General features: G+C 45.3%; 20 protein-coding genes and 1 pseudogene. 19 read left to right on the top strand and 2 right to left on the bottom strand.

The window, feature by feature from the left end:
- Nucleotides 1-5 precede the first annotated feature (5 nt).
- A complete protein-coding gene (locus AB4Z50_RS16285; RefSeq protein ID WP_441880648.1) occupies nt 6-347 on the top strand; it encodes a hypothetical protein in 342 nt (113 codons plus the stop codon).
- Nucleotides 348-489: 142 nt separating this feature from the next.
- Here the strand turns inward: AB4Z50_RS16285 and AB4Z50_RS16280 are convergent, their stop codons facing one another.
- Entirely contained in the window at nt 490-1,056 is a 567-nt protein-coding gene (locus tag AB4Z50_RS16280; protein ID WP_441880816.1) for a TetR/AcrR family transcriptional regulator, read from the bottom strand.
- 195 nt (nt 1,057-1,251) lie between these two features.
- Between AB4Z50_RS16280 and lpdA the strand changes: the two genes are divergently transcribed.
- From lpdA to AB4Z50_RS16190, 18 genes and pseudogenes are all read left to right on the top strand, one after another.
- The gene (gene lpdA / locus AB4Z50_RS16275; RefSeq protein WP_441880646.1) at nt 1,252-2,652 is read left to right on the top strand and encodes a dihydrolipoyl dehydrogenase; all 1,401 of its coding nucleotides are present in this window, start codon (nt 1,252-1,254) and stop codon (nt 2,650-2,652) included.
- 30 nt (nt 2,653-2,682) lie between these two features.
- Nucleotides 2,683-3,315: an HlyD family efflux transporter periplasmic adaptor subunit gene (locus AB4Z50_RS16270; protein ID WP_441880644.1), complete on the top strand. Its 633-nt coding sequence runs from the start codon at nt 2,683-2,685 to the stop codon at nt 3,313-3,315.
- Nucleotides 3,299-4,483, top strand: coding sequence for an ABC transporter permease (locus AB4Z50_RS16265; protein ID WP_441880642.1), 1,185 nt, complete (start codon nt 3,299-3,301; stop codon nt 4,481-4,483). The genes AB4Z50_RS16270 and AB4Z50_RS16265 overlap by 17 nt, the downstream gene beginning before the upstream one ends.
- Before the next feature lie 222 nt (nt 4,484-4,705).
- Nucleotides 4,706-4,963 (top strand): inositol monophosphatase family protein, encoded by a 258-nt coding sequence (locus AB4Z50_RS16260; protein WP_441880640.1) that lies wholly within the window; start codon nt 4,706-4,708, stop codon nt 4,961-4,963.
- A gap of 148 nt (nt 4,964-5,111) precedes the next feature.
- The gene (locus tag AB4Z50_RS16255; RefSeq protein WP_441880638.1) at nt 5,112-5,873 is read left to right on the top strand and encodes an IclR family transcriptional regulator; all 762 of its coding nucleotides are present in this window, start codon (nt 5,112-5,114) and stop codon (nt 5,871-5,873) included.
- A 120-nt stretch (nt 5,874-5,993) separates the two neighbouring features.
- A complete protein-coding gene (locus tag AB4Z50_RS16250; protein ID WP_441880636.1) occupies nt 5,994-6,869 on the top strand; it encodes a fumarylacetoacetate hydrolase family protein in 876 nt (291 codons plus the stop codon).
- Nucleotides 6,870-6,900: 31 nt separating this feature from the next.
- Nucleotides 6,901-8,364, top strand: a complete 1,464-nt coding sequence (gene gucD, locus AB4Z50_RS16245) for an alpha-ketoglutaric semialdehyde dehydrogenase GucD (protein WP_441880635.1) — start codon at nt 6,901-6,903, stop codon at nt 8,362-8,364.
- 28 nt (nt 8,365-8,392) lie between these two features.
- Nucleotides 8,393-10,384 (top strand): YjhG/YagF family D-xylonate dehydratase, encoded by a 1,992-nt coding sequence (locus tag AB4Z50_RS16240; protein ID WP_441880633.1) that lies wholly within the window; start codon nt 8,393-8,395, stop codon nt 10,382-10,384.
- Between the two features lie 27 nt (nt 10,385-10,411).
- The gene (locus AB4Z50_RS16235; RefSeq protein ID WP_441880631.1) at nt 10,412-11,998 is read left to right on the top strand and encodes a glycoside hydrolase family 43 protein; all 1,587 of its coding nucleotides are present in this window, start codon (nt 10,412-10,414) and stop codon (nt 11,996-11,998) included.
- Between the two features lie 305 nt (nt 11,999-12,303).
- Complete coding sequence (locus AB4Z50_RS16230; protein ID WP_441880629.1) at nt 12,304-14,112, top strand: sensor histidine kinase; 1,809 nt, start codon at nt 12,304-12,306, stop codon at nt 14,110-14,112.
- Nucleotides 14,113-14,134: 22 nt separating this feature from the next.
- Nucleotides 14,135-15,280 carry a response regulator transcription factor gene (locus tag AB4Z50_RS16225; protein ID WP_441880627.1) on the top strand — a complete coding sequence of 382 codons (1,146 nt, stop codon included), beginning with the start codon at nt 14,135-14,137 and terminating at the stop codon, nt 15,278-15,280.
- A 146-nt stretch (nt 15,281-15,426) separates the two neighbouring features.
- Nucleotides 15,427-16,737, top strand: coding sequence for an ABC transporter substrate-binding protein (locus AB4Z50_RS16220; RefSeq protein WP_441880625.1), 1,311 nt, complete (start codon nt 15,427-15,429; stop codon nt 16,735-16,737).
- 146 nt (nt 16,738-16,883) lie between these two features.
- Complete coding sequence (locus AB4Z50_RS16215; RefSeq protein WP_430063207.1) at nt 16,884-17,768, top strand: carbohydrate ABC transporter permease; 885 nt, start codon at nt 16,884-16,886, stop codon at nt 17,766-17,768.
- Nucleotides 17,765-18,592, top strand: coding sequence for a carbohydrate ABC transporter permease (locus AB4Z50_RS16210; protein WP_441880623.1), 828 nt, complete (start codon nt 17,765-17,767; stop codon nt 18,590-18,592). The genes AB4Z50_RS16215 and AB4Z50_RS16210 overlap by 4 nt, the downstream gene beginning before the upstream one ends.
- Before the next feature lie 216 nt (nt 18,593-18,808).
- Entirely contained in the window at nt 18,809-19,753 is a 945-nt protein-coding gene (locus AB4Z50_RS16205; RefSeq protein WP_441880621.1) for an EamA family transporter, read from the top strand.
- A 258-nt stretch (nt 19,754-20,011) separates the two neighbouring features.
- Nucleotides 20,012-21,034: an ArsR/SmtB family transcription factor gene (locus tag AB4Z50_RS16200; protein ID WP_441880619.1), complete on the top strand. Its 1,023-nt coding sequence runs from the start codon at nt 20,012-20,014 to the stop codon at nt 21,032-21,034.
- 105 nt (nt 21,035-21,139) lie between these two features.
- A pseudogene (locus AB4Z50_RS16195) lies at nt 21,140-22,015 on the top strand (ABC transporter ATP-binding protein); the annotation flags it as partial.
- A complete protein-coding gene (locus tag AB4Z50_RS16190) occupies nt 22,012-22,806 on the top strand; it encodes an ABC transporter permease (RefSeq protein ID WP_441880617.1) in 795 nt (264 codons plus the stop codon). The pseudogene AB4Z50_RS16195 and the gene AB4Z50_RS16190, both read left to right, overlap by 4 nt.
- 71 nt (nt 22,807-22,877) lie before the next feature.
- Here AB4Z50_RS16190 and AB4Z50_RS16185 read toward each other — a convergent pair whose 3' ends face one another.
- On the bottom strand, nt 22,878-22,970 hold the full coding sequence (locus AB4Z50_RS16185) for an IS3 family transposase (protein ID WP_441880815.1): 93 nt from the start codon (nt 22,968-22,970) through the stop codon (nt 22,878-22,880).
- Between the last annotated feature and the right edge of the window lie 10 nt (nt 22,971-22,980).

The raw sequence follows: 22,980 nt of genomic DNA, 5'->3' as shown, positions 1-22,980 counted from the left end.
TTTATATGTGGGAGAATACAATAATTACTCATAAGATTGGAGAGGTGAGAATGAGAGGCGGATACAGTATCCTTAGGGAAATTCATAGAAAAGATTTTATGCCTAATGGGAAGGACTATGGCCTATTAGACTATGAATTCGATAATATGATCCGTTTTCTTGAGAAACAAGGGTACCTAGAAAGAGTATTGAGAGTGGGCGACGCCTATTCGCTAAAACCAGCAAAATTAACGTTAAAGGGACTCCAGCTTCTGAAGGATAAATCTGATTATGAAGAAACCTATCCCGCAAGGAATGGTTTGATTGAATGGGTTAGATCAGAGAAAGAACATTATTCTAATTACTAGGCTCCACCAATCACACAGAAGAGAATGTCCCAAAGATAACATGATTTGCTTAAGAAATCATGTGAATATTGAAAAAATGGCGTTACAGAGATTTATTTCTGTGACGCCTTTTTTTTATTTATTAGACATACCACGGACAATATTAGGCCCTAACCAGCTCTTTGGCATACTGCTTGCCTGCCGAAAGAAGAGTGCCGCTCAGTTCTGGATCGTGAACAGACCGTGCAAGAACAAGAGTGCCGACCATTGTACTGATCAGTGCGCTGCCCTTGGTTGTGTCAATTCCCGCTAGATTCGAGATGAAAGTAATCATCCGCTCCAGTTCGTGGGTAAATACCTGCCGGACCTCTTCGGAAGAACGGGAAATTTCGCCAGAAAGAGCAGGAAGAATGCAGCCCATCTCTGTTTTGTCGCGGTGATACGGACTTAAATAATAATCGATGACACTATTGATTTTGGGATTCTGCTTCTCCTGATCAGCAGCATTCTGCAAAATGGCTATGGTATCGCTGATAGCATACCGGCAGGCTTCGGCGACCAGCTGTTCTTTATTGTCAAAGTGTGAATAAAACCCTCCATGCGTAAGTCCTGCCCCCTTCATAATGAACGGAACACTTACATCGAGTATACCCTTCGTGCGAAAAGCTTGGGCAGCACTTTCAACGATCTTATTCCGCACTTTCATCTTATGACCTTTGGGATACGGTATTGTAATCACTCCACAGCTTCATAATTCTATCTTCAAAATATTATAGTCGTCATAATATAGAGTGTCAATTGAGAGAGTTAGCAACGGTTAGCTAGCGGAAGGGGCTAATACGGCTGTTGACGGCTTTAAAATATGATGGTTATAATATATTATGGTCATCATATTTTAAATGGTTTCATCAGGAGGGAACAGGAAATGAGTAAGCTTGAATCCGTAGAAACGTTGGTCATTGGATCGGGTCCGGGAGGTTATGTGGCGGCGCTGCGTTCTTCACAGCTTGGAATGAAGACGGCGATTGTGGAACGCAGTCAGCTCGGCGGGGTCTGCACGCATGTTGGCTGTATTCCATCCAAAGCATTAATTGCAGAATCGCATCGCTATGATTTGCTTAGGCAGTTCAATCATGCGGATTCGGCAGCAGCATTTGAAATTGCGCAGCATTTCAAGCAGGGAATTGTGAAAAAGCAGGCTGGAGGAGTTAGCTATTTATTAAAGACTGCTGGTGTGAGCATTTTGGAGGGAGAGGCCAGTTTGGTTGATGAACATACAGCTATTATTCAGCAAAGCGGCCTGGAGCAAACCATTTCTTTTAAAAACGCCATATTGGCAACGGGATCTCGTTCGATTGAGCTGCAAGCATTTCCGGTTGGAGGACGTATTTTATCTTCCACAGAAGCGCTATCGCTCCCTGAAGTTCCGACCAGTTTGGTCGTTATTGGCGGCGGTTATATCGGAATCGAACTAGGCCAAATGTATGCCAAATTTGAAACAAAGGTATCGATTCTAGAAGGAGGAGAACAAGTGCTGCCGGGTTTCGAGGCAGACCTCGCGATCCCCGTGGTTCGGCAGTTGAAAGCCGATGGTATTCAAATGATTACTGGGGCGACAGCACAGAAAGTGGTTCAGCATGCTGATTCAATTACACTGCAGTATTTAAAAAACAAGGAGCAACATGAAATTACAGCAGAGTATGTGTTAGTCACTATCGGCAGAAAACCAAATACAGATGGTCATTTAGGGCTTGCGAACATAGGCTTGCCCGTGACGGGCAGGGGACTGATTGAGACAGACGAACAGTGCAGAACGGTTATTCCAAATATTTTTGCCATTGGAGATATTACAGCTGGTCCGGCACTCGCCCACAAGGCTTCTTACGAAGCGAAAATTGCGGCAGAAGCCATTGCTGGTCATGCCTCTGAGGTTAATTATAAAGCCATCCCGCTCGTCGTTTTTTCTCATCCAGAGCTGGCCAGCGTTGGTTTAAATGAAACGGAAGCAAAGGCTAAATCCATTCCGATTGTAATTGGCAAAGCTTCTTTTGCAATCAACGGAAGAGCTTTGGCATTGAGGGAGACTGAAGGGTTTGTGAAAATTTTGGCGGACCCATCCTCAGGAATCGTGATCGGTGCACAAATCGTTGGCGTGGAGGCTTCAACACTCGTATCAGAGCTTGGCCTTGCTATCGAGATGGGAGCAACCGTGGAGGATTTGGCTTTGACCATTCACCCCCATCCGACACTGGGAGAAGTAATTATGGAAGCTGCCGAAAACACGGTCTTAAAAATGATGAAGATAAAAAAAGAGCAGCAGATTTAACTGCAAATAGAGAATGGGAGAGATTGAGGAATGAAAATAAAAGCAGGTTTTTATATTGGGATTGCGGTTGCGCTGATCGTTGGAGGTTCACTTCTTGTTGTTAAAGGAAAGGATGCAGTCAGTCAGGCTGAGATGAGGAAACAAGGTGTGCTTGAGGCGGAGCAAACGACCCTATTTTATCAGAAGAGTCCAGGTTCGATTGTAGAGGTAGGTGTGGCTGCGGGTGACTGGGTAAAACGCGGTGATGTGTTATTTAAGGTTAAATCAGCTGAAGAAGGAGAAGAAGATGTGTTTGCGCTAGATGACGGGTTGATCAGCAGAATTGCGGTTAAGCCGGGGGATCAAGTAAAGCAAGGCGCGCCGATGGCGGTTTTGCAGAAAAATAGCTATTATACAGATCTCTATATACAGGAAAGTGAAATCCAAAAGCTTCAGGTTGATCAAAACATTGGTATTCATTTTCCATACTTGGATGATCCCGCACAGGTGACTGGTGTTGTGACTTCGATTTCAGCGGCCCCTCAATTTGCGAACTTGCGCATGTCACGTGAGAAGGGGCAAGCAGATTTAAGTATGTTTCTTGTCCGAATAGCTGTGGATTCAAATGCTGATTTGCTTCCGGGGATGACGGCGGAGGTGAGACTTGATGAAATCGCTGATTGACGAGTGGAAGTACGTATCGGGCAGTAAGTATTTGCGTTTAATCTTTATTGGCCCACTAGTTGCGGCCCTATTTTTTGGTTTAATGTTCTCGCATAACCAAATTAGCGAATCGCCCGTTGTAGTCATTGATGAGGATCACAGCTCGTATTCGCGGCAGCTGATCTCGAAAATAAATGCTTCCCCCTACATGAACGTTACAAATGTGTACGCGAGCCGCCTGAGCCCGGAAATATTGCTTGCAAATGAGCAGGCTGTAGCGGTCATCATGCTACCTAAGCAGTTGGAGCAGCTTCAGCAGCAAGGGATATCAACGAATATCGGCATTTTAATGGATAACACGATGCCCTCAGGGTTAACCGGCATTCGGACAGCGATTCAGGAAGTCATCGTAACGGAAACTATGACCCTTTCTATGTCCCATCTGGTTCAAAAAGGGATGGACGCCGAAACCGCTAGAGGCGTTGTTTCTCCGTTGTCTCTTCAGCAGCGGATGCTGTTTAATCCAACCACAAGTTATGTCGGCTTTATGGTGCTTGGTTTTGTAAACATTGTGGTTCTCATGATTACAACAAGCGCAGCGGGCTCTATTGCGCCTCGTTTGCGTCAGGAAGGGAAGCTCTTTGCAAACGGAAAGTCGCCCTTGCAGCTTTGGATTCGCAGTGTACCTTACGCGGTCATGACCGCCCTCTCGCTGCTCTTATGTTATGGATTACTGAAGCAGGTGGGGGGAATGCGGTTTGAAGCGGAGCCTTATCTTTTTATTATCCCATTGCTTGTTTATGCCTTTGCATTGTCACTTATGGGGCTGTTGATCGGCTATTCTGCCAAAGATTTGTCTAAAGTCAATTTGCGAACCAGCTTCGTATTGTATCCTTCATTTCTTGCAACTGGAATTCAACTGACCCCGCTTGCTTTTCCAGAGCCATTTCAAATTTTTGCATGGGTATTGCCGATGAACTGGCTTAACCGCCTCATACGCGGGATGGCGTTTCGGGATGGAGCGCTAACAGCCTACAGTCAGGAGCTCGGAGCACTGCTGATCATTATAGGCGGCGTGTCCTTATTCCTTGGATTACTGGTACTGCGGGAAGCAGGGAAAACATATTCCAGCCGGGAACGAGTCGTGAGTGCGGACATTCTGCCGAGCAGCGGTTCGTTAAATAGTTAAGTTCCTTACCCGTTCGAATAACGCCCTTGACTAAGATAGATACCCTATTTCAGTCAAGGGAACACAGGGGGAATACGAGAGTTCAGATTCTCGACTGTTCGAAGGTTTGTTTATTCGCGTTTAATAAATAGCTTAAAGACACTGTTTTTCAAATAATCAAGGGAGTAAAAAACAGGTTTATCGTTATCGTCATAGTGGAGCTGCTTTAATAAAGCTAGAGATGTGCGTGTTATTGGCTCTGCTAGCCTAGATTTATGTTTAGTGGCATCGGGTAGATTGACTGGATTTTGGCATGATGGGCTTTATCCTTGGGGTGTCGCCGCTGGCTTGATTATTATTCAAGAAGCGGGTGGGAAGATATCAGACCGTGATGGAAATGAGTTTAAATTCAAAGAACATAAAGATGACGCCAAGAAATATTTTCCTGAGCGTCATTTTTGTTTTTGTTATCGAAACAAAAATAGATTCGTTGAGCTGTGACGCGTTTTTAGCTTTCAAAAGATGGTCCGCTGTATGATAACAGAGGGTGGACATTGCAATTAGAGTTTGCTATTATTTACCCAACAATATTTTAGAACACGGTTTTATAATATAAAACCACTTCTAGGAGGGGAGCGAGTGAAGGAATATGCCCATCATTCAAGCATTGGATAGAGCACTGAAAATTATCGACTTATTCGATGAGCATCATATGGAGTACAAACTGTCTGAAATAAGCTCAGAAATGGATTTGCACAAAAGTACAGTTCATTCATTGTTGAAAACGCTTCAAATTCATGATTACATTACACAGGATGAGCAGACTGGGAAATACCGCCTCGGGATGAGGTTTGTAGAGAAGGGGCAATTGCTTCTCAATCATTTTGATATTCGGGAAATCGCTAGACCGCATCTTAGGGCTTTGTCTGCCGCCACTGGCCAAACGACACATTTGGTCATTATGGATGATGGAAAAGAAGGGATATACATTGATAAAGTAGAGGGGCATAAGGCTGCAATTCGTTATTCACGTATCGGTCGCAGAATACCTTTGCATAGCAGCGCCGTGGGTAAAGTATTGGCGGCTTTCCGGTCTATCAAAGAACAGGTGCAGATTGCGGAAGGACATACGTTTGTTAAGCATACGGATAAGACGATCGACAACCCCGAAGCTTTTTTGAAAGAGTTGGAGCAAGTAAGGAAGCAAGGTTATGCTATTGATAATGAGGAGAATGAGCCGGGGGTCCGGTGTGCCGCTGCTCCGATATACAATCATAACGGACAAGTGATAGCGGCGATGAGCATATCCACCATGGTAGCACACGTTGATGATCAAGAACTGGCACATTTAATTGACCTGATTCAGCAGGAAACGAGTGAAATTTCTCGTCAACTAGGTTATCAGCTCTAAGATGAGCTTCCAGAGCAATAACTTTTGAGTTCATGTTAGATCGACATGCGATGAAAGCAAGTCGATCTATATTATAATTTCAGAACGTCGTTTTATATTATAAAACAAGGAGAGATTAAAATGAGAATTATTCGATATCGTGATGGCGTAGAGCAATGTTTGGCAGCAGTAACTGACGAGGATAAGGTATTCAAATTGGCAGATTCGGACTTTTTATCATTCCTTGAACGAATAGAGAAGGCAGGAAAAACACCACTTGAAGACGTGAACGATCTGATTCGTTCAAATCAGCCGCTGGATAGGGAGTTTGCTAGTCTTGAATTACTTATGCCAGTAGCTGCCCCAGAAGTATGGGCAGCCGGTGTAACCTATGCGCGCAGCAAGGAAGCTAGAAATTATGAGGCGACTGGCGGCAAGCTGAATGCATCCACCTACTATGACAAGGTGTATGATGCAGAAAGGCCAGAGTTGTTCATGAAATCCACAGCAGCTCGGACGGTTGGCCATTTTGATAATGTTTGCTTGAGAAGCGACTCGAATTGGCAGGTTCCGGAACCGGAGCTTGGTTTGGTTTTAAATAAGCGAGGCCATATTGTTGGATACATTATTGGCAACGATATGAGCTGCCGCGATATTGAAGGAGAGAATCCGTTATATCTTCCGCAAGCCAAGGTTTGGAAACAATCATGCTCAATTGGACCGGTCATAAGATTAGCCGAAACGATTCAAGATCCCTACCAGTTGCAGATCACTTTGCGGATTTATAGAGATGGAAAAAAAGTAGTCGATGAATCAGCAAGCACGGGACAGCTTAAACGCAAGCTGGAGGAACTCGTTTCCTTTTTGCTCAGGGATAATATTGTGTACGATGGTACGATTCTCCTCACGGGTACATGTATCGTTCCTCCGAATCAGTTCACACTTGCACCTGAAGATGTCATTGAAATTGAAATCACTAGCCTTGGAACACTAGTAAATACTGCTGTTTTGGCCTAAATAGCAATTTAAATAAGAGAGGAAGATTAAAATGGTAAATATAAATTACGCTATATATAACAACTACATTAATGGCGAGTGGAGAAGCTCTGAGAGCGGCAGAACGCAGAAAAGTATTAGTCCAGCAAATAAAAACGAAGTCGTAGGTATGATCCCGGATTCGACTAAACGGGATTTAGAGGATGCTGTTGCAGCTGCAAAGGCGGCCAAGCTTGCTTGGCGTAAGCTAACGGGATCACAGCGGGGGAATTTACTGTTCAAAGCAGCTGATATCATGGAAAGTAGAGTGAATGAAATCGGTGAAGCGATGACGAGGGAAATGGGGAAGACATTACCCGAGGCGAAGGGCGAGACGGCACGTGGAGTGGCCATTCTGCGTTATTATGCAGGAGAAGGCATGCGTAAAATAGGTGATGTTATACCGTCTTCCGATCCAGATGCTTTCTTGTATACTACAAGGTCACCGCTCGGAACGGTAGGGGTGATCTCCCCTTGGAATTTCCCAGTTGCTATTCCTATTTGGAAAATCGCACCTGCATTAATATATGGGAACTCGGTCGTATGGAAGCCAGCAACGGAAACAGCGGTTACAGCAGCGAAAGTTATGCAATGCTTCCATGATGCAGGCTTACCAGCTGGTGTTCTGAATATGATCGTAGGCAGTGGCAGCGTCATTGGTCAAGGTATTGCGGAACATGCTGATATTAACGGAATCACCTTCACGGGCTCCAATGCTGTAGGGCAAGCGGTAGGGCAAGCAGCGTTGGCACGCGGGGCTAAGTATCAGCTGGAGATGGGCGGAAAAAATCCGATCCTAATTGCGGCAGATGCAGACATTGATTTTGCGGTTGAAGCGACAATTAGCGGGGGGCTTCGTTCTACTGGCCAGAAGTGCACTGCGACAAGCCGAGTTATCGTAGTGAAGGATGTTTATGAGGAGTTCAAGTTGAAGCTGCTCGAGAAGGTGACTGAATTGAAGGTTGGAGATGGAATGGATGGACAGACATGGTTAGGCCCATGTGCGAATGAAAAACAAATGGAAACCGTTCTATCTTACATTAGTAAGGGTGTAGAAGAAGGGGCAGTATTGCTGTATGGCGGCACAAGACCAACTGAGGGCGCATTATCAGATGGCTTCTATGTCACGCCAGCGATTTTTGATAAAGTGACTTCAAAAATGTCGATTGCTCAAGAAGAAATATTCGGGCCTGTGCTTACACTAATCGAAGCGAATGATATTCAAGAAGCGATAGAGATTGCCAACGATACGGACTATGGCCTTAGCGCATCAATTTATACCCGTAATATCGGAAACGCTTTGCAGTTCGTTCAAGATATGGAAGCAGGTCTCATCCGTATTAATGCAGAGACAGCCGGTGTTGAGCTTCAAGCACCGTTCGGGGGTATGAAACAGTCCAGTTCGCATTCAAGGGAGCAAGGCCAAGCCGCTATTGAATTCTATACTTCAATCAAAACCGTATTCATTAAGCCATAACGACAACACAAGGGATGGATGGTGTGAAATGAATGAAGGCTTCGAAACGATAATGGGCAAGGATATCGATTCTTATTTTGACATCTATACGCATGCTCCAGGACCAAGCGGCTCCTTGCCGCTTACCCCGGATATGCTTCGTAATTCACCAAGCGGTGATTTATTCGGATTAACACAGAACGTTGGCATGGGATGGGATCCGAAGAAGCTTTTGGGAAAGCAAATACTCATTCTTGGAACCCAAGGCGGCATTCGAGATGAGGACGGCCGCCCGATCGCTCTTGGCTATCATACGGGACATTGGGAAGTTGGAATCATGATGAAAGCCGCAGCGGAGGAAATCACAGGTCTTGGTGGCGTGCCCTTCGCGGGTTTCGTGAGCGATCCTTGTGATGGCCGTTCACAAGGGACGACGGGGATGTTCGATTCACTGCCGTTTCGCAATGATGCAGCCATGGTATTAAGACGTCTTATCCGTTCCTTGCCGCAACGCTCTGCCGTATTGGGGGTAGGCACTTGTGACAAAGGATTGCCATCCATGATGTTGGCACTGGCAGGGATGGGTAAACTTCCTGGCGTAATTGTTCCAGGCGGCGTTACGCTTCCGCCGACCCAAGGCGAGGATGCAGGCAAGATCCAAACGATTGGCGCGAGATATACAAATGGTGAACTCTCGCTTGAGGAAGCGGCTGATCTTGGTTGCCGCGCGTGCGCGACACCTGGTGGAGGCTGTCAGTTCTTAGGAACAGCGGGAACGGCACAGGTGATAGCGGAGGCTCTTGGTATGACCGTTCCTCATGCTGCACTGGCACCGTCAGGACAGCCGGTGTGGGAGGAAATGGCACGGCAATCTGCCAGAGCTGCTCTCAAAATGGCGGAGAGCGGACTGACGACAGGCCAGATTATAACGGATCATGCCATTCGAAATGCGATGGCTGTTCATGCAGCCTTCGGCGGATCTACAAATTTGCTGCTCCATATTCCTGCAATCGCACATGCGGCAGGGCTCACCCTGCCAACTGTCGCTGATTGGGCAGAAGTCAACCGCAGCGTCCCGCGATTAGTCAGCGTTCTTCCTAATGGACCAGAACATCACCCGACAGTGAGAGCTTTCCTTGCTGGCGGTGTACCTGAGGTTATGCTGCATATGCGCAAACTTGGCGTTTTGGATGAGAAGTCGCTTACGGTAACAGGCAATACAATTGGGGAGACGCTGGATTGGTGGGAATCGTCAGAACGCCGCCACCGCATGCGCCGGCATTTGCTGGAGAACGAGGGGATTGATCCAGACCGCGTCATCTTCAGCCCGGAACGCGCCAAACAAGCGGGGCTGACCTCGACTGTGACTTTCCCAACAGGAAACATTTGTCCCGAGGGCTCTGTTATTAAATCGACTGCAATTGATCCTTCGATGGTTGACAGTGATGGGGTCTATCGCCACATCGGCAGGGCGAAAGTGTTCACGACGGAACGTGCGGCAATCCATGCGATAAAAAACAAAGGCATCGTTGCCGGGGATATTATGGTACTCATTGGGCGCGGCCCATCGGGTACGGGGATGGAAGAGACTTATCAGCTGACTTCAGCGCTTAAGCATCTGCCCTTCGGCAAAGAAGTATCACTGCTTACGGACGCACGCTTCTCGGGCGTGTCAACTGGCGCTTGTATAGGTCATATTGGACCCGAGGCCCTTGCTGGCGGACCCGTTGGCCAGCTTCGCAATGGCGATTGGATTGACATCCGTATCGACCTCCGTCAATTAGAGGGACATGTCGAAATGGTAGGCAGCGGTGAGGTGCCGGAGGATTCGGAAGTGGGAACGAATGTATTGGCTTCTAGAAAACCTCATCCCGATCTCGCGAAAGACTCTGATCTTCCTGACGACACTCGGCTATGGGCTGCACTGCAAGCAGCGAGCGGCGGCACATGGCGGGGATGCGTCTATGACGTAGACAGAATCGTCAAACTGCTGGAAGCGGGTATGAACACGGCAGAAGGCCAGGAAATAATGAACAGTTAAACAAGATTTAAAGGAGAGTTGGGGAACATGATTAACAATCCCATACTGCGAGGATTTCATCCTGATCCATCTATCTTGCGTGTAGGAGAAGACTATTATATTGCAACTTCGACATTTGAATGGTTCCCGGGAGTACGTGTTCACCATTCCAAGGATTTGGTGAATTGGCGTCCGCTCACTTCGATATTGACACGTGCTTCACAACTGAATATGGAAGGCAACATCAATTCCGGTGGCGCGTGGGCGCCATGCTTAAGCTATCATGAAGGCGTTTTCTATCTTATTTATACAGATGTAAAAAGTCGCACGGGAGCCTTCAAGGATACTCATAATTATATGGTGACGGCGGACGATATAATGGGGCCTTGGTCTGAGCCCATTTATTTGAACAGCAGCGGTTTTGATCCTTCCTTATTTCATGATGAGGATGGTCGCCAATGGTTGGTGAATATGATCTGGGATCATAGGAGAGGGACAAACTCTTTCGCTGGCACTATTCTTCAGGAATACTCGAAGGAAAAGAAGAAACTTATTGGTCCTAAGAAAAATATTTTTCTAGGCACACAGCTGAGATTAACCGAAGGGCCTCATTTATATAAACGAAATGGATACTATTACTTGCTGACAGCTGAAGGTGGAACGCAATATGAACACGCTGTCACGATGGCGCGTTCTCGGCGTATCGATGGTCCTTATGAAGTCGACCCTGCGAATCCAATCTTGACGTCTGCGGGCAAGCCGGAATTGAAATTACAGAAGGCGGGCCATGCTTCACTAGTGGAAACACAGAACGGCGAGTGGTATATGGTTCACCTTGTCGGTCGTCCTGTGATTGATAAGCGATGTATGCTCGGCAGAGAAACGGCTATTCAGCGCTGTCATTGGACGGATGATGATTGGATCGCTGTTGACGGAGGAGCCAATTCGCCGCAATATGTGGTGCAAGCACCTCAATTGCCAACACATCCATTCCCTGCTGAACCGAGCCTCGATCACTTTGATAGAGCACAGCTTGGGCTGCAATGGAACACCCTTCGCATCCCTGCAAGTCCCGATTGGCTATCCTTAACGGAAAGGCCAGGATTCTTGCGGCTTCGCGGCCAGGAGTCCATGAGTTCAACGCATCGCCAAAGTCTTGTCGCGCGTAGACAGCAATCGATGTATTGTGAAGCGGAAACATCCATTGAATACCGTCCAGAGCATTATCAGCAAATGGCGGGATTGATTCTGTTCTACGATACCCGTGATTATGTCTATTTACGCCTGACTCATCACGAGAAATTAGGTACATGTATTGGGATTGTACAATCACAAAATGGAATCTATATCGAAATACTGGATCAAGATATTCCAATTGCGGATGGAACATACCGATTGAAGGTGAGTATTCAGCGTGAAATGGCCAGGTTCATGTATGCGGGCCAGACAGGGGAATGGATTGTGATTGGCCCACAGCTTGATGTTAGCCATTTATCTGATGAATATGCTGATTATATTCGTTTTACAGGCAATTTTATCGGTGTTTGCGTCCAAGACTTAAGCGGGGAACGCAAGCACGCTGATTTCGATTATTTTCGATATGATGAGTATGATGTTGTGCAGACGGATCATTAAATAAAGATTACAGCAGATATTACGTCTTATACGACCCATAGCTTTGTTGTGAGTTTTGTGTAAATAGAGCTGCAGGTGGACTCGGGTGGTAATACCAACAAATCCAGCTGGGAAAAATAGATTTTTTTGTTGAATACTATATATCTGAGGACCTTCCCATTTCTTTCGGTGTTAGTGGTGTGCTTAACACTTGAAGATTTGGGGAGGTACTCCTTTTTCTGGGCTTAAAAATGATCAATCCTGTATGGCTTCGGGGTTATGAAATGAAATCACTAACAAAACAATTGGCTTGAAAGAGGGACAGAATGATGAACAATGCTGTCAGATTCTTGATTAGTTCCTTACCTGGAAAAACCATCATTCGAACGATCATGTTCTCATATTTAATTGTAAACATTCTACTTTTATTGTTGCTGGGACTATTATCCGTTCAGGACTCAACTAAAAGTCTTACCAAAGAAGTCACTCAATCCAGCTACAAAATAATGGAGCAGGCAGCACGCGGGCTCAGCTTCAATCTTGAAGAAGCGACTCGCCCGCTCGTTCTTCTAACAGGCCATTATTCGGTTGGAAGCTTGATGAATCCAGGCAGGGAAATGGATATCGCAGGACGCATCCAGCATGAGAGGAATATCGCAGACCTAGCATTTGGCGTATCTTCCTTGCAATCAATGGTAAGTGATGTTTTGATCTTGGGCAAAAATGGCTATGTAAACAACCTAGATGGCAGAAAATCACTTCGGTGGGATTATCCTTTCACCGAACAAACTTGGTTTAGGCAGGCGATCTCGGATACTCCAAACAAAGGATTCATTACGCTTGGACTCCATACGCAGGACTATTACTTAGAAAATAATATTTCAAAATATAACATGCCGACGTTATCGATCGCTCTTCCGGTTAAAGATTATACCCTTAGAACGATCGGGGCTGTCATTGCTAATCTGGATTTAGCCAAAATCAACGGGATGTTTGAATTTAGCTCCTATCAAAACAATGAAAGCATCTTTATGATCGATAATCAGCAGACTATCATCGCCCATAAGGATAGTACGGCAATCGGGACAAAACTTGACTTCTCAGGTATCGAGCTTATTTATGCCAGCGACTCAGGAAGTTTCGTTACCGAGCTTGGCGGAAATGAGACACTTGTTATCTTCCACCCTACTGCCGTTCAGGGTTGGAGAATGATCTCGACGATTCCGATGTCTGTCATCAGAGGACAATCAGACTCACTGAAGTCAAACTTGATCGGTTTTATTTATCTTTGTTTGCTGCTCAACCTCCTCATATCCATCTTAAACACCGCTCGGATATCCCGCCCATTTGGACAACTGCTCTCAACTTTGGACAAGATTGGCGAAGACAGTATTTATATCATTAAGAATAAATACAGGTATCGCGAATTGGATTTGATAGGCGACAAATTTAGGGAACTGGTCATCCGGATCGAAACGTTGGTCAAACAAAATTATCAATCAGATATTGCACTAAAAGAGGTAGAGCTCAAAACGCTGCAGTCCCAGATCAATCCGCACTTTCTATTCAATACGCTGCAACTGCTGCAAACCGAAATTGTATGTGGAAGCACGGAGGATTCTAACCATTTGGTGTTGTCATTGAGCAGTCTGCTAAGGTATTCCATGAAGCAATCGGAAGAGATGGTGGAGCTGGAGCAAGAAATTCAGAACGTCAGGGATTATCTCTATATTGTGAACAAAAAATATGACGATCGAATTGACATCGAGTTTCTTATTCCGGACGAGTCGATTCTAAAAAACAGAACGATCAAGTTGATCCTGCAGCCTCTCGTAGAAAACGTGATTTTTCATGGATTTGGCGAAAATCCACGGTCAGCAAAAATGACGATTAGGGTTATGACAGTCAAAAAAGGAATTATGATCGTTATCCAAGACAATGGAAAAGGGATATCAAGGAGCAGAAGCCGTCAATTGGCAAGGCAATTGAACCAACAAGACTTTAAGCCGGATGGGATAGGCCTATTCAACGTCAATCAGCGTATCCGATTGAAATTCGGACCTGATTACGGACTGAAGATTAGAAGCAGGCAAGGGGTATTTACAACGGTTTATATCGTGTTGCCCAGAACGTGATATCTTCGGGGAGGTAGCGAGCATGAAATTGCTTATTGTGGACGATCAATTATCTTTGCATAGATATTTAGATAAAGTGATGGATTGGAAGGAGCTAGGGTTTGTGAAGGTGCAACATGCATATGACGGAGAAGAAGCGGCCAACATGGTAGAAACCTTCCGTCCCGATCTGATGATCATGGATATTCATATGCCGTTGCTCGACGGAATCGAGTCGCTGAAGCGGATTCAACATTTGGACAAAATACCGCGAACAATTATTTTAAGTGCGTATGATCAATTCGAATATGCACGGGATGCGCTTCGACTTCATGTTTCCCAGTACCTGTTAAAGCCGGTCGATGCCGAATTGCTTCGGGATGCTTTGCGTGAGCTGATTCAACAGTCCGTATCGGATGCTCAGAAATCGATTCGCAGTGAACTCGATCGGACGATATACGCTGGACAGATCGAAGCAAATTCGTTGATAAACTTCCGAGACTGCCTAGAATTTCTCGCCATCGAACGTTTTGCAATTTTGACATTCGAGAACAGTCTGCCATCGGACGATGATTATTCTTGCTTGCTGCAAGAACAAGCGGTCATCAAAATCCACTGTGTTATGTGTTGTAAAAACCGCAAGGAGCAAGTAGTGCTAGTCGGCGGGGGGGACGATCTGTCTAGCGGTCAATTGAGGGAATTAAGTGAATCTGTGATGGAAAAAGTGGCAGAGTCATCACCGTCTCACACATTGTCTGTCGGAATCAGCTCAATTACCCAAGATGCCGCATTTCTGCCACAGCTAATTTCCGAGAGCATGCTAGCGGTAAGAGCGCCTGCTTCGGAAACCGGATCCAAGCTTCAGGATGCTGTGCGGCGGATTAAACCGTATGTAGAAACCCGATATCAAGAGGATTTATCTTTGCAATCAGTGGCAGATCGCTTCGATATAGACAAGTATCAATTAAGTCGTGCGTTCAAACAGGAATTCGGTGTGAATTATTGGGCTTATGTGATCCAGGTGCGGATGATTAAAGCCGCAGAACTACTCGTTGGAACGAATTGGAGGAACAACCACATCGCGGATCATATCGGTTTTTTGGACGAGAGTCACTTTAGCCGCGCTTTCAAAAAGTATTTCGGCGTAACGCCTAAAGAGTACCGCGCATCGTCTATTCGACCCAATTAATCGGATTTGCTGCTAGTGCAACATTTGACAACAAATGATGCAACAATATGAATTCAGATTCAAGCGAGTTCATATTACACTCTAAATGTAAGTGCTTACAACAAGTGCTTATTACAAAAAAATGATTACATGGGGGTTAATCAAACATGAAGAAAACGTCTCTACTGCTATTAATCACTCTCCTTTGTTTGTCAGTCGTGCTCGCTGCATGCGGTAAAAACAGCAATACAGGTAATAAAGGCAATACCGGTAATGAAGGTACGACCAACAATGCTGAAAAGGGTAATGATGCACCTAAATCAGTCAAGCTAAGCATTCTTGCATGGAACAATGAAAAAGAAATGAAGCCTGTTATAGACGGCTTCAAAGAAAAATATCCACATATTTCATTCGATTTTCAATTTGCTCCACCGGTAAAGGATTACATTGCTAAGCTTCAGACGATGCTGTTGTCTAATACGGCACCTGATATTTTCATCATCGCCGCAGAAAACCGTAATGAGATTATTGATGGCGGTTATGCACTCGATTTGACTGACGAACCATTCATGTCCGTTATGTTGGACAGTAACAAACCGATGCTAAGTAAAGATGGAAGAACATATGCCTTCACTCAAAGCGGATGGGCAGGCGGCTTGTTTTATAACAAACAATTGTTTCAAAAAGCTGGCATCACTCAATTGCCAGAAACATGGGATGAGTTCATCCAGGACTGCTTGAAGCTTAAAGAAGCGGGCATCATTCCACTCTATGACAGAATGCATGATATTACGATTATTCATTCCGCCATGTTCGGCAGCAATGTACTAACGAAAGACCCAACGTTCGACGAGAAGCTGTTTAAGGGCGAGGCAACATTTGCTGAAGGATGGACTGAAGTGTTAACGATGTGGAAGGAAGGGCTTATCGATAATAAAATTTTGACGCCAGACATGATTGGACTAACCGGTGACCAAGTGATGAACGAGTTCTCCCTTGGTAACGTAGCAATGTTCCCTGGCGGCCCTTGGAACATTGCCACAATTGAGAAAACGAATCCCGATATTGAGTTCGAAATTATGCCGATTCCAGGAAAAGAACCAGGCAACAAATACTACAACGGTGCTCCTGGTGTAGGTTTCGCTGTCAACAGTAAAACGAAAAACAAGGAAGAAGCTTTGCTGTTCCTCGAATATATGACAACGCAAGAAGGGTTGAAGCAATTCGAGGAAGGCACTGGCGGCATCATTACAGCTCACGGTTATGAAAGCAAAGTTCACCCGGCGTATGCACCAGCATATAACGACGGGCTGATGGCAGGAAAGATTTATTTGCCAATGGTATCGTGGGACAGACATCAAGAAGCGCTGCGCAACCAATTCCTTGTATCGATCCAAGATATAGCCGTAAACAAAATAACACCGGAGCAAGCAACGGCTTCACTAGATAAGAAACTGAAAGAAATGGAAAATAAATAATCGGAATTAGTTAAAGTAGAGGGTATGTTGAAACCTACTACCCTCTCTTCAACTATTTACACCTTGATCCTCTATTACTTGAATGCTTCCAATGCAGTTTTATCGACTGCCGACATCATCAATCAAAGTCTCAAAGGAGGCAAATTATGGTCAAATATGTTCGTCAACTACAGTTTCTATTGTTTTTGCTTCCGATTCTAGCGATATACTCATTGTTTACGATCTATCCGCTGATCAAATCGTTTTTCTTGAGCTTTACTAATTTTGACGGATATACGGAGGCATATGATTTTATTGGCTTGAAAAACTATGTGCGGATATTTAGTGATGATGCGATTACATCCGCCATTTCCTATACGTTATTTTTTACTTTTGGCAAGGCTTTGCTTGTTACGTTGTTAGCTATCCCGCTCGCTATGATATTGGATCAAAAATTTTTAACGAGAAACATTCATCGCGCCATCTTTTTCTTCCCGTCGATTCCAAGCGGCTTGCTGCTTGCCTATATTTGGGGATTTATCCTTGCACCGATTGGGTCAGGGGTACTGAACACCGTCCTTAGTGAGCTGTTTAACATCGGTCCTCAGCCATGGCTATCCGCCCCGTTGCTAGCGAAACTGTCAACAATCGTCGTGGCAACATGGGCGATAACAGGATGGCACGCAGTGCTGTATTTGGCATTTCTGCAATCCATTCCGAAAGATTATTATGAAGCTGCCTCAATAGATGGGGCGAACCGTTTACAACAAATTCGGTTTATAACTTTTCCGCTACTCGCACCTGCGATGACGGTCAGCGTCATGCTGCTGCTTACCGGCGGTCTCAAAGTATTCGAAATTCCATTTGCATTGACAAAGGGCGGGCCTGGCTATGAAACTTATTCGATAACCCAGGTCATCGTATTAAGGGGAATATCTGAAACCCAATACGGCCTAGCATCGGCAATGTCGATCGTCTTTTTCCTAATTGTGTTAGCGATTGCTATCTTCCAAGTTACAGTAATGCAACGAAGAGAGCAGGGCATACAATGAAAAAAACCTTTGAAAAACGGTTATGGATTCTAGACATCATCATGCTCCCTGCCGGATTAATAGCGTTCTTCCCGTTTTATTTGATCATTGTCAACACGTTCAAAACGATGCAAGATGCAGCAAGAAGCCCGATGGCTCTTCCTTCGAAATGGATCTTTAAAAACTATGTCCAGGTTTTCGAGGAAACATCGATCTTGCAAAGCTTTTGGAACAGTTTTATAATCACCGTCTGTTCTGTCGTATTGATCGTTTTGATTGGTGCGATGGCGGCATACCCGGTTGTGTTTAATGCGAATCGATTAACACGGTTTGCTATGCTCTATTTGCTTGCCGGATTTATGATTCCTTTCCAAGCGACTCTCATTCCCTTGTTCCAGCTGATGAGTGATTTGCGCCTGATCGACAAAATATCCGGTTTGATCATTCTCTACACGAGCGGCTCTGTTTTCGTCTTTTTCCTAATGACGGGCTATATGAAGTCGATACCCAAGGAGCTGCCCGAAGCGGCCGTCATCGATGGCTGCAGTGTATGGGGCATTTTCTGGCGGATCATCTTTCCGCTGCTAAAGCCCATTACGATAACGAGCATCATCTTTCAGACGATGTGGATATGGAACGACTTTTTGGCACCTATGCTGTTTTTGAACTCATCCTCCAAATCGACACTCGTTCTGCAAATCTATAAAGCCAAAGGCGAATTTACCGTTGATTGGCCGATGTTCATGACACTTACAGTCATCACACTGGTGCCGATATTCATCTTCTTTATTATTATGCAAAAGCATATCGTCAAGGGTATCGCTGCCGGCGCTGTCAAAGGCTGATATGTATTAAATCAATAGATTTGTTAGAAACGCCTGATTCTATAATCGGGCGTTTTTCACTAATTGCAAGTTTAATTCCAAAGGGAATATTTTATGGTGGGAGAACAAGATGGGACTTGCAACGTTTGTTTAAAAAGGGAAGCGGTGTAGACAACCGCTTCCTTTTTGTTTATCTTTCATATAGGTTTGATTTAAGAAAGGGGTTCTATTGCACTCATGTGGCTTACTTATTCAGTGTTTGCAGCCTTATGTTTTGGCTTGCGAGGCATTCTGTACCATTGGACGAGTCAGAAGCCGCTTAACCGTAACTTGTTGCTATGCGGCGCGTTCACTATGGGAGCGCTCGTAAATGGAATTTGCGCGTTAGTGTTCTCATCGAACTGGACGCTCGCGGCGTTGATAGGCATTCAAATGGGCTTGTTTTCATTCGGTGCGAATGCCAGCATGTTCAAGGGTTTTGCCGTCGGCAAGGCTTCACTTGTAGCGATACTAACGGCATTGCCTTCAGTCGTTGTTGTGATCGTTGCGTTTGGACTTTGGGGAGAAAAACTCCATGCGATGCAATTCATTGCATTTGTCGTGATTGTTGGCGGAGTGCTTCTCGTTCGGCTATCGAATGACATCTCGCTGCGCAATTTGCAAGGAGCACAGTGGGGGCTGCTGGCTATGCTGCTATTTGCAGCAAATGATTTGTCAGGGAAATGGTCAACAATTATGGAAGCAGATTTGTTTCCTACAATGTTTTTTATGTTTGTGACGGGCGCATCGTGTTTTGGTATATGGTGGCTGCGAGATCTGCAAGCGGAGAGAGCTAGAAGAGCGTTGTCGCTGCAGGGTGCGGTCACTGCCCGGGGGGAAGTGCGTGTGTCACAGCATTCGACCAGTGCTAGTTTAACCGATAAGCCACCGGCTTGGAGCGGCAAAAAAACGTTTCTTATTGGTTTGGCCGTCGGCACAACTAACGCTGTCGGCATGATGCTTATTGTAACCGCATTTGATCTTGGCAAAGCGGGGCTAGTATCTGCTGTCACAGCTCTAAACGTTCTGATTGTGCTGCTCTATACACGATTCGTTGTGAAAGAGAAGTTCACGAAGATAGAGATCACCGGCATTTCACTTGCCTTCGCCGGTATCTTGCTGATGCGATTATTCGGATCGTAAAAAATAATGGATAGAAGAAGCTTTGCATGGGCTAAGAAGTTAAGCCTGTGCAGAGCTTTTTTTGTGGATGATATTGACAATTTAGGTTGGTTCATTTAAATTAATGTTTAACGATTGTTAAATGACTTTTGTATATTGTTTAAATAACATTAAACGAATACTTAACGAAGTATGGAGGCGTTAATTATTTTAGACTGGGAAATAGCAGCCAAAAGATTACATTTTTCTTATCATGAGCCTATTGAATTTTTAGTCACGATGAAATTTGTTGCGCAATTCGAGCATATGAAGGCTTTCGCGCGCGAGATTCATTTTACACTGGATGATGAAATGATTCGTATGGCGGAGACCGCGAATGCGAGCATGAGCAATTATGTGAAAGCAGAGATAGCTACCCTATTTGGTGACAACATGTTTAAAGAGCGGCTTGACTATGTCATGGTTATGCTGTTTGTAGAGGAACGAGACAAGCTGAATAGTTCTGAGGATTTTCTGGCGTTTTACCGTGACAAGCCTGCAAGCGAGCTCGTCTTCCATCTGGCAGCTGCGAAATATAATGACGAGAACATGGAATGGACGAAGGGGAGAGACTGGGGAGCCATCTCGAAGGATGCGGGGTTGCTTTACGAGCTCGTTGAGGGATGTGAGCTGCCTGATCAAGCGGAGCATGCGGCACTGCTGGAACATATTCGATTTTCTGAGGAATACAAACAGCGGACTCTGTTTATAATGGAGCAGTTTCATCGTTATGCCTATATGCCTATGCGAGATCGCTTGAAGGAGCTTGGCGAAGCTGGAGCTGTGAAATATCGTGCCTTATTTGATGAACAGCCAGAGCGCGCGATCCGCGATATTACGAAGATGGATGTTGATCTGGTCGATAAAGAGACAGCCGTACATGTTAGTTATTTTTCGCAGGTGCGTGTTGGCATTCATCGTGATGACCGTGAAGGACATTCCAATTTGGTGGTGATTGGAATCAACAATGACGCTTTTGCATGGCGTAACGAGGATCAAGAGACGATTGAGCGTTTCTTGAAGGTTATTGCCGATAGGCGAAGGCTGGAATTGATTGAGCTGCTTCGCCATAAAAATTACTATGGCAATGAGCTTGCTCAGGAAATGGGCTTAACGCCTGCTGCTATAAGCTATCATACGAATATGTTGTTTGATCTAAATCTCATTCAGCTGATTCGGGTAGATAATCGCATCTATTATGAGCTCGACAAAGAAAAAATCGCTTATTACTGGGAGCAAACAAGGCGCAAGCTGCTGCCGTAATACATAAGGGAGTGAATGAGATTGGGTGAGTATGTATACGAGCTAAAGGGAGTTAGTCAGGTATATAAGAAAGGCAAAACGATGGTCACAGCCAATGATGATATCTCGCTTACGATTCGTGAAGGAGAGATACTCGGCGTGCTCGGCCCGAATGGGGCGGGCAAGTCAACGCTCATTAAACAAATGGTCGGTCAATTGAAACCCACAAAAGGGCAGGTTTTGTTTTGCGGCGAGGATGTGATTAAGAATACGCGTCACGTATCCGGCATGGTGGCTTATTACGCGCAGGAGCCGCATGTGCTGTCAGCGCTGAAAGTGCATGAGGCTCTTTCTTTTACGGGCAGGCTAAGAGGGATGCCAGCATCAGAGGCAGAAAAGCAGGCGAAGGAATTATTAGAGCAATTTGATATGGCGGATGTAAGAAACAAGCTGCTGAAGCAGTTGTCCGGGGGACAAAAACGATTGATCGGTATTGGCACAGCCCTAATTGGCCGTTCACCTGTGCTTATCTTTGATGAACCCACCAATGAGCTTGATCCGAAAAAAAGGCGGCTCGTTTGGAATTTAATCCAAGAACGCAATCGCGAAGGCGCGACGATTATTTTGGTCACCCATAATGTGCTGGAGGCTGAGCAGGTTGTAGACAGAGCGGCTGTCATCAATCATGGCAGGCTGCTGGCGATTGATCATGTAGCAACGTTAAAGCAGAAGGTTGATCAGCGTTTGAAGTTTGAGCTTACGACAGAGAATGGGCGTCGTGCCGAAGCTGCTGCTGCCCTTCATCATTACGGGATCGTGCAGGAGAGCGGTGAGAATCGTTTGCTGCTGCTAGTTGAGAAGAATGTTGCCGGCAGAGTACTAGAGTATATTATCGACCATACAGAGCTGCCGATTTTGGAATATGCCGTAGTGCCTCCAAGCTTAGAGGATGTTTATTTCCATATTGATGATTTGGCGATGAAGGAGGTATCCGCATCATGAATGGAACACCACTTGGCTTGCGGCACATGCAGTCCATACAACTATCTGAACCGAAGCGATTATGGACGGAGCTGGAGATTTTATTCCGCATTCAATTCGCGCTTATACGTGACAGCTGGGTAATCGTCGTGCTGCTGGCAACGATGTTTCCGCTCACGACGATTTTATTTATGCGTTTCTTTATCGCTGACCCAGCCCCGGAGATGATGGTTCAAATTATTGCGGGCAATATGATATTTAGCGTCATTATTATGGGCTTAAATAGTATGGGGCAAGAAATATCGATGCAAAAGCATCAGGGACATTTTACATTTTATGCATCGCTTCCAATCCGGAAAATAAACTTCGTAGCCGCTAATTTGCTGCGCGGGCTTATGAGCACGATTCCATCCTTCGTATTGCTGGGTGTCATTGGTTATTTTGTTTATGGCGTAGACCTTCATCTATCATGGGGTTTGCCAGTCGTTATGCTGCTGTCGCTGACGAGTGTGGTAGGGCTCGGCGTATGCATAGGCTTCTGGTCGCCGAATCAGCAGTTGACCAGTATGCTTGCTCAGCTGCTTATGATGGTTGTAACCTTCCTATCTCCAGTCATGGTAGAGCTCAATCAGCTGCCTAAAGCGCTGCAGGTCGTCTCGTATATTTTCCCTACAACTTATGCAGCGGACGCCATGCGCGTTGTTTTGCTTCATGGCTGGACACAAGGGGTCATGCTGGATTGCCTCATGATGCTTCTCTACACAGCTATGACACTGGTCATCGTTAATCGATTGGTCAGCTGGCGAGTTTAATATGTAAAAAAAGGCTGCCCTGCACAGTGAACTGCCCCCCGTCAAGTAGACATTACAAATAATAAAACCTGTTAAACGGCCTTAGTCCTAAACTCCATTGGACTGAGGCCGTTTAGTTTTGCCTGTAATCGTTCGTTATTGTAAAAGTGGATGTAGGCTTCAATGTCCCGTTCA

The sequence above is a fragment of the Paenibacillus sp. 2TAB26 genome (assembly GCF_052115145.1).
In the GTDB taxonomy this organism is placed as follows: Bacteria; Bacillota; Bacilli; order Paenibacillales; family Paenibacillaceae; genus Pristimantibacillus.
Note: the sequence above shows the minus strand (reverse complement) of the source record. Positions and strands in the feature narration are given on the sequence as shown.

Excerpts from the sequence above, each read along its gene's own strand:
- AB4Z50_RS16230 (WP_441880629.1), top strand. The coding sequence starts at position 12,304 with ATGATGAACAATGCTGTCAGATTCTTGATTAGTTCCTTACCTGGAAAA.
- AB4Z50_RS16200 (WP_441880619.1), top strand. The coding sequence starts at position 20,012 with ATGAAATTTGTTGCGCAATTCGAGCATATGAAGGCTTTCGCGCGCGAG.
- AB4Z50_RS16255 (WP_441880638.1), top strand. The coding sequence starts at position 5,112 with ATGCCCATCATTCAAGCATTGGATAGAGCACTGAAAATTATCGACTTA.
- AB4Z50_RS16210 (WP_441880623.1), top strand. The coding sequence starts at position 17,765 with ATGAAAAAAACCTTTGAAAAACGGTTATGGATTCTAGACATCATCATG.
- AB4Z50_RS16240 (WP_441880633.1), top strand. The coding sequence starts at position 8,393 with ATGAATGAAGGCTTCGAAACGATAATGGGCAAGGATATCGATTCTTAT.
- AB4Z50_RS16220 (WP_441880625.1), top strand. The coding sequence starts at position 15,427 with ATGAAGAAAACGTCTCTACTGCTATTAATCACTCTCCTTTGTTTGTCA.
- AB4Z50_RS16215 (WP_430063207.1), top strand. The coding sequence starts at position 16,884 with ATGGTCAAATATGTTCGTCAACTACAGTTTCTATTGTTTTTGCTTCCG.
- AB4Z50_RS16265 (WP_441880642.1), top strand. The coding sequence starts at position 3,299 with ATGAAATCGCTGATTGACGAGTGGAAGTACGTATCGGGCAGTAAGTAT.
- lpdA (WP_441880646.1), top strand. The coding sequence starts at position 1,252 with ATGAGTAAGCTTGAATCCGTAGAAACGTTGGTCATTGGATCGGGTCCG.
- AB4Z50_RS16250 (WP_441880636.1), top strand. The coding sequence starts at position 5,994 with ATGAGAATTATTCGATATCGTGATGGCGTAGAGCAATGTTTGGCAGCA.
- AB4Z50_RS16225 (WP_441880627.1), top strand. The coding sequence starts at position 14,135 with ATGAAATTGCTTATTGTGGACGATCAATTATCTTTGCATAGATATTTA.
- AB4Z50_RS16270 (WP_441880644.1), top strand. The coding sequence starts at position 2,683 with ATGAAAATAAAAGCAGGTTTTTATATTGGGATTGCGGTTGCGCTGATC.
- AB4Z50_RS16205 (WP_441880621.1), top strand. The coding sequence starts at position 18,809 with ATGTGGCTTACTTATTCAGTGTTTGCAGCCTTATGTTTTGGCTTGCGA.
- AB4Z50_RS16285 (WP_441880648.1), top strand. The coding sequence starts at position 6 with ATGTGGGAGAATACAATAATTACTCATAAGATTGGAGAGGTGAGAATG.
- AB4Z50_RS16235 (WP_441880631.1), top strand. The coding sequence starts at position 10,412 with ATGATTAACAATCCCATACTGCGAGGATTTCATCCTGATCCATCTATC.
- gucD (WP_441880635.1), top strand. The coding sequence starts at position 6,901 with ATGGTAAATATAAATTACGCTATATATAACAACTACATTAATGGCGAG.
- AB4Z50_RS16190 (WP_441880617.1), top strand. The coding sequence starts at position 22,012 with ATGAATGGAACACCACTTGGCTTGCGGCACATGCAGTCCATACAACTA.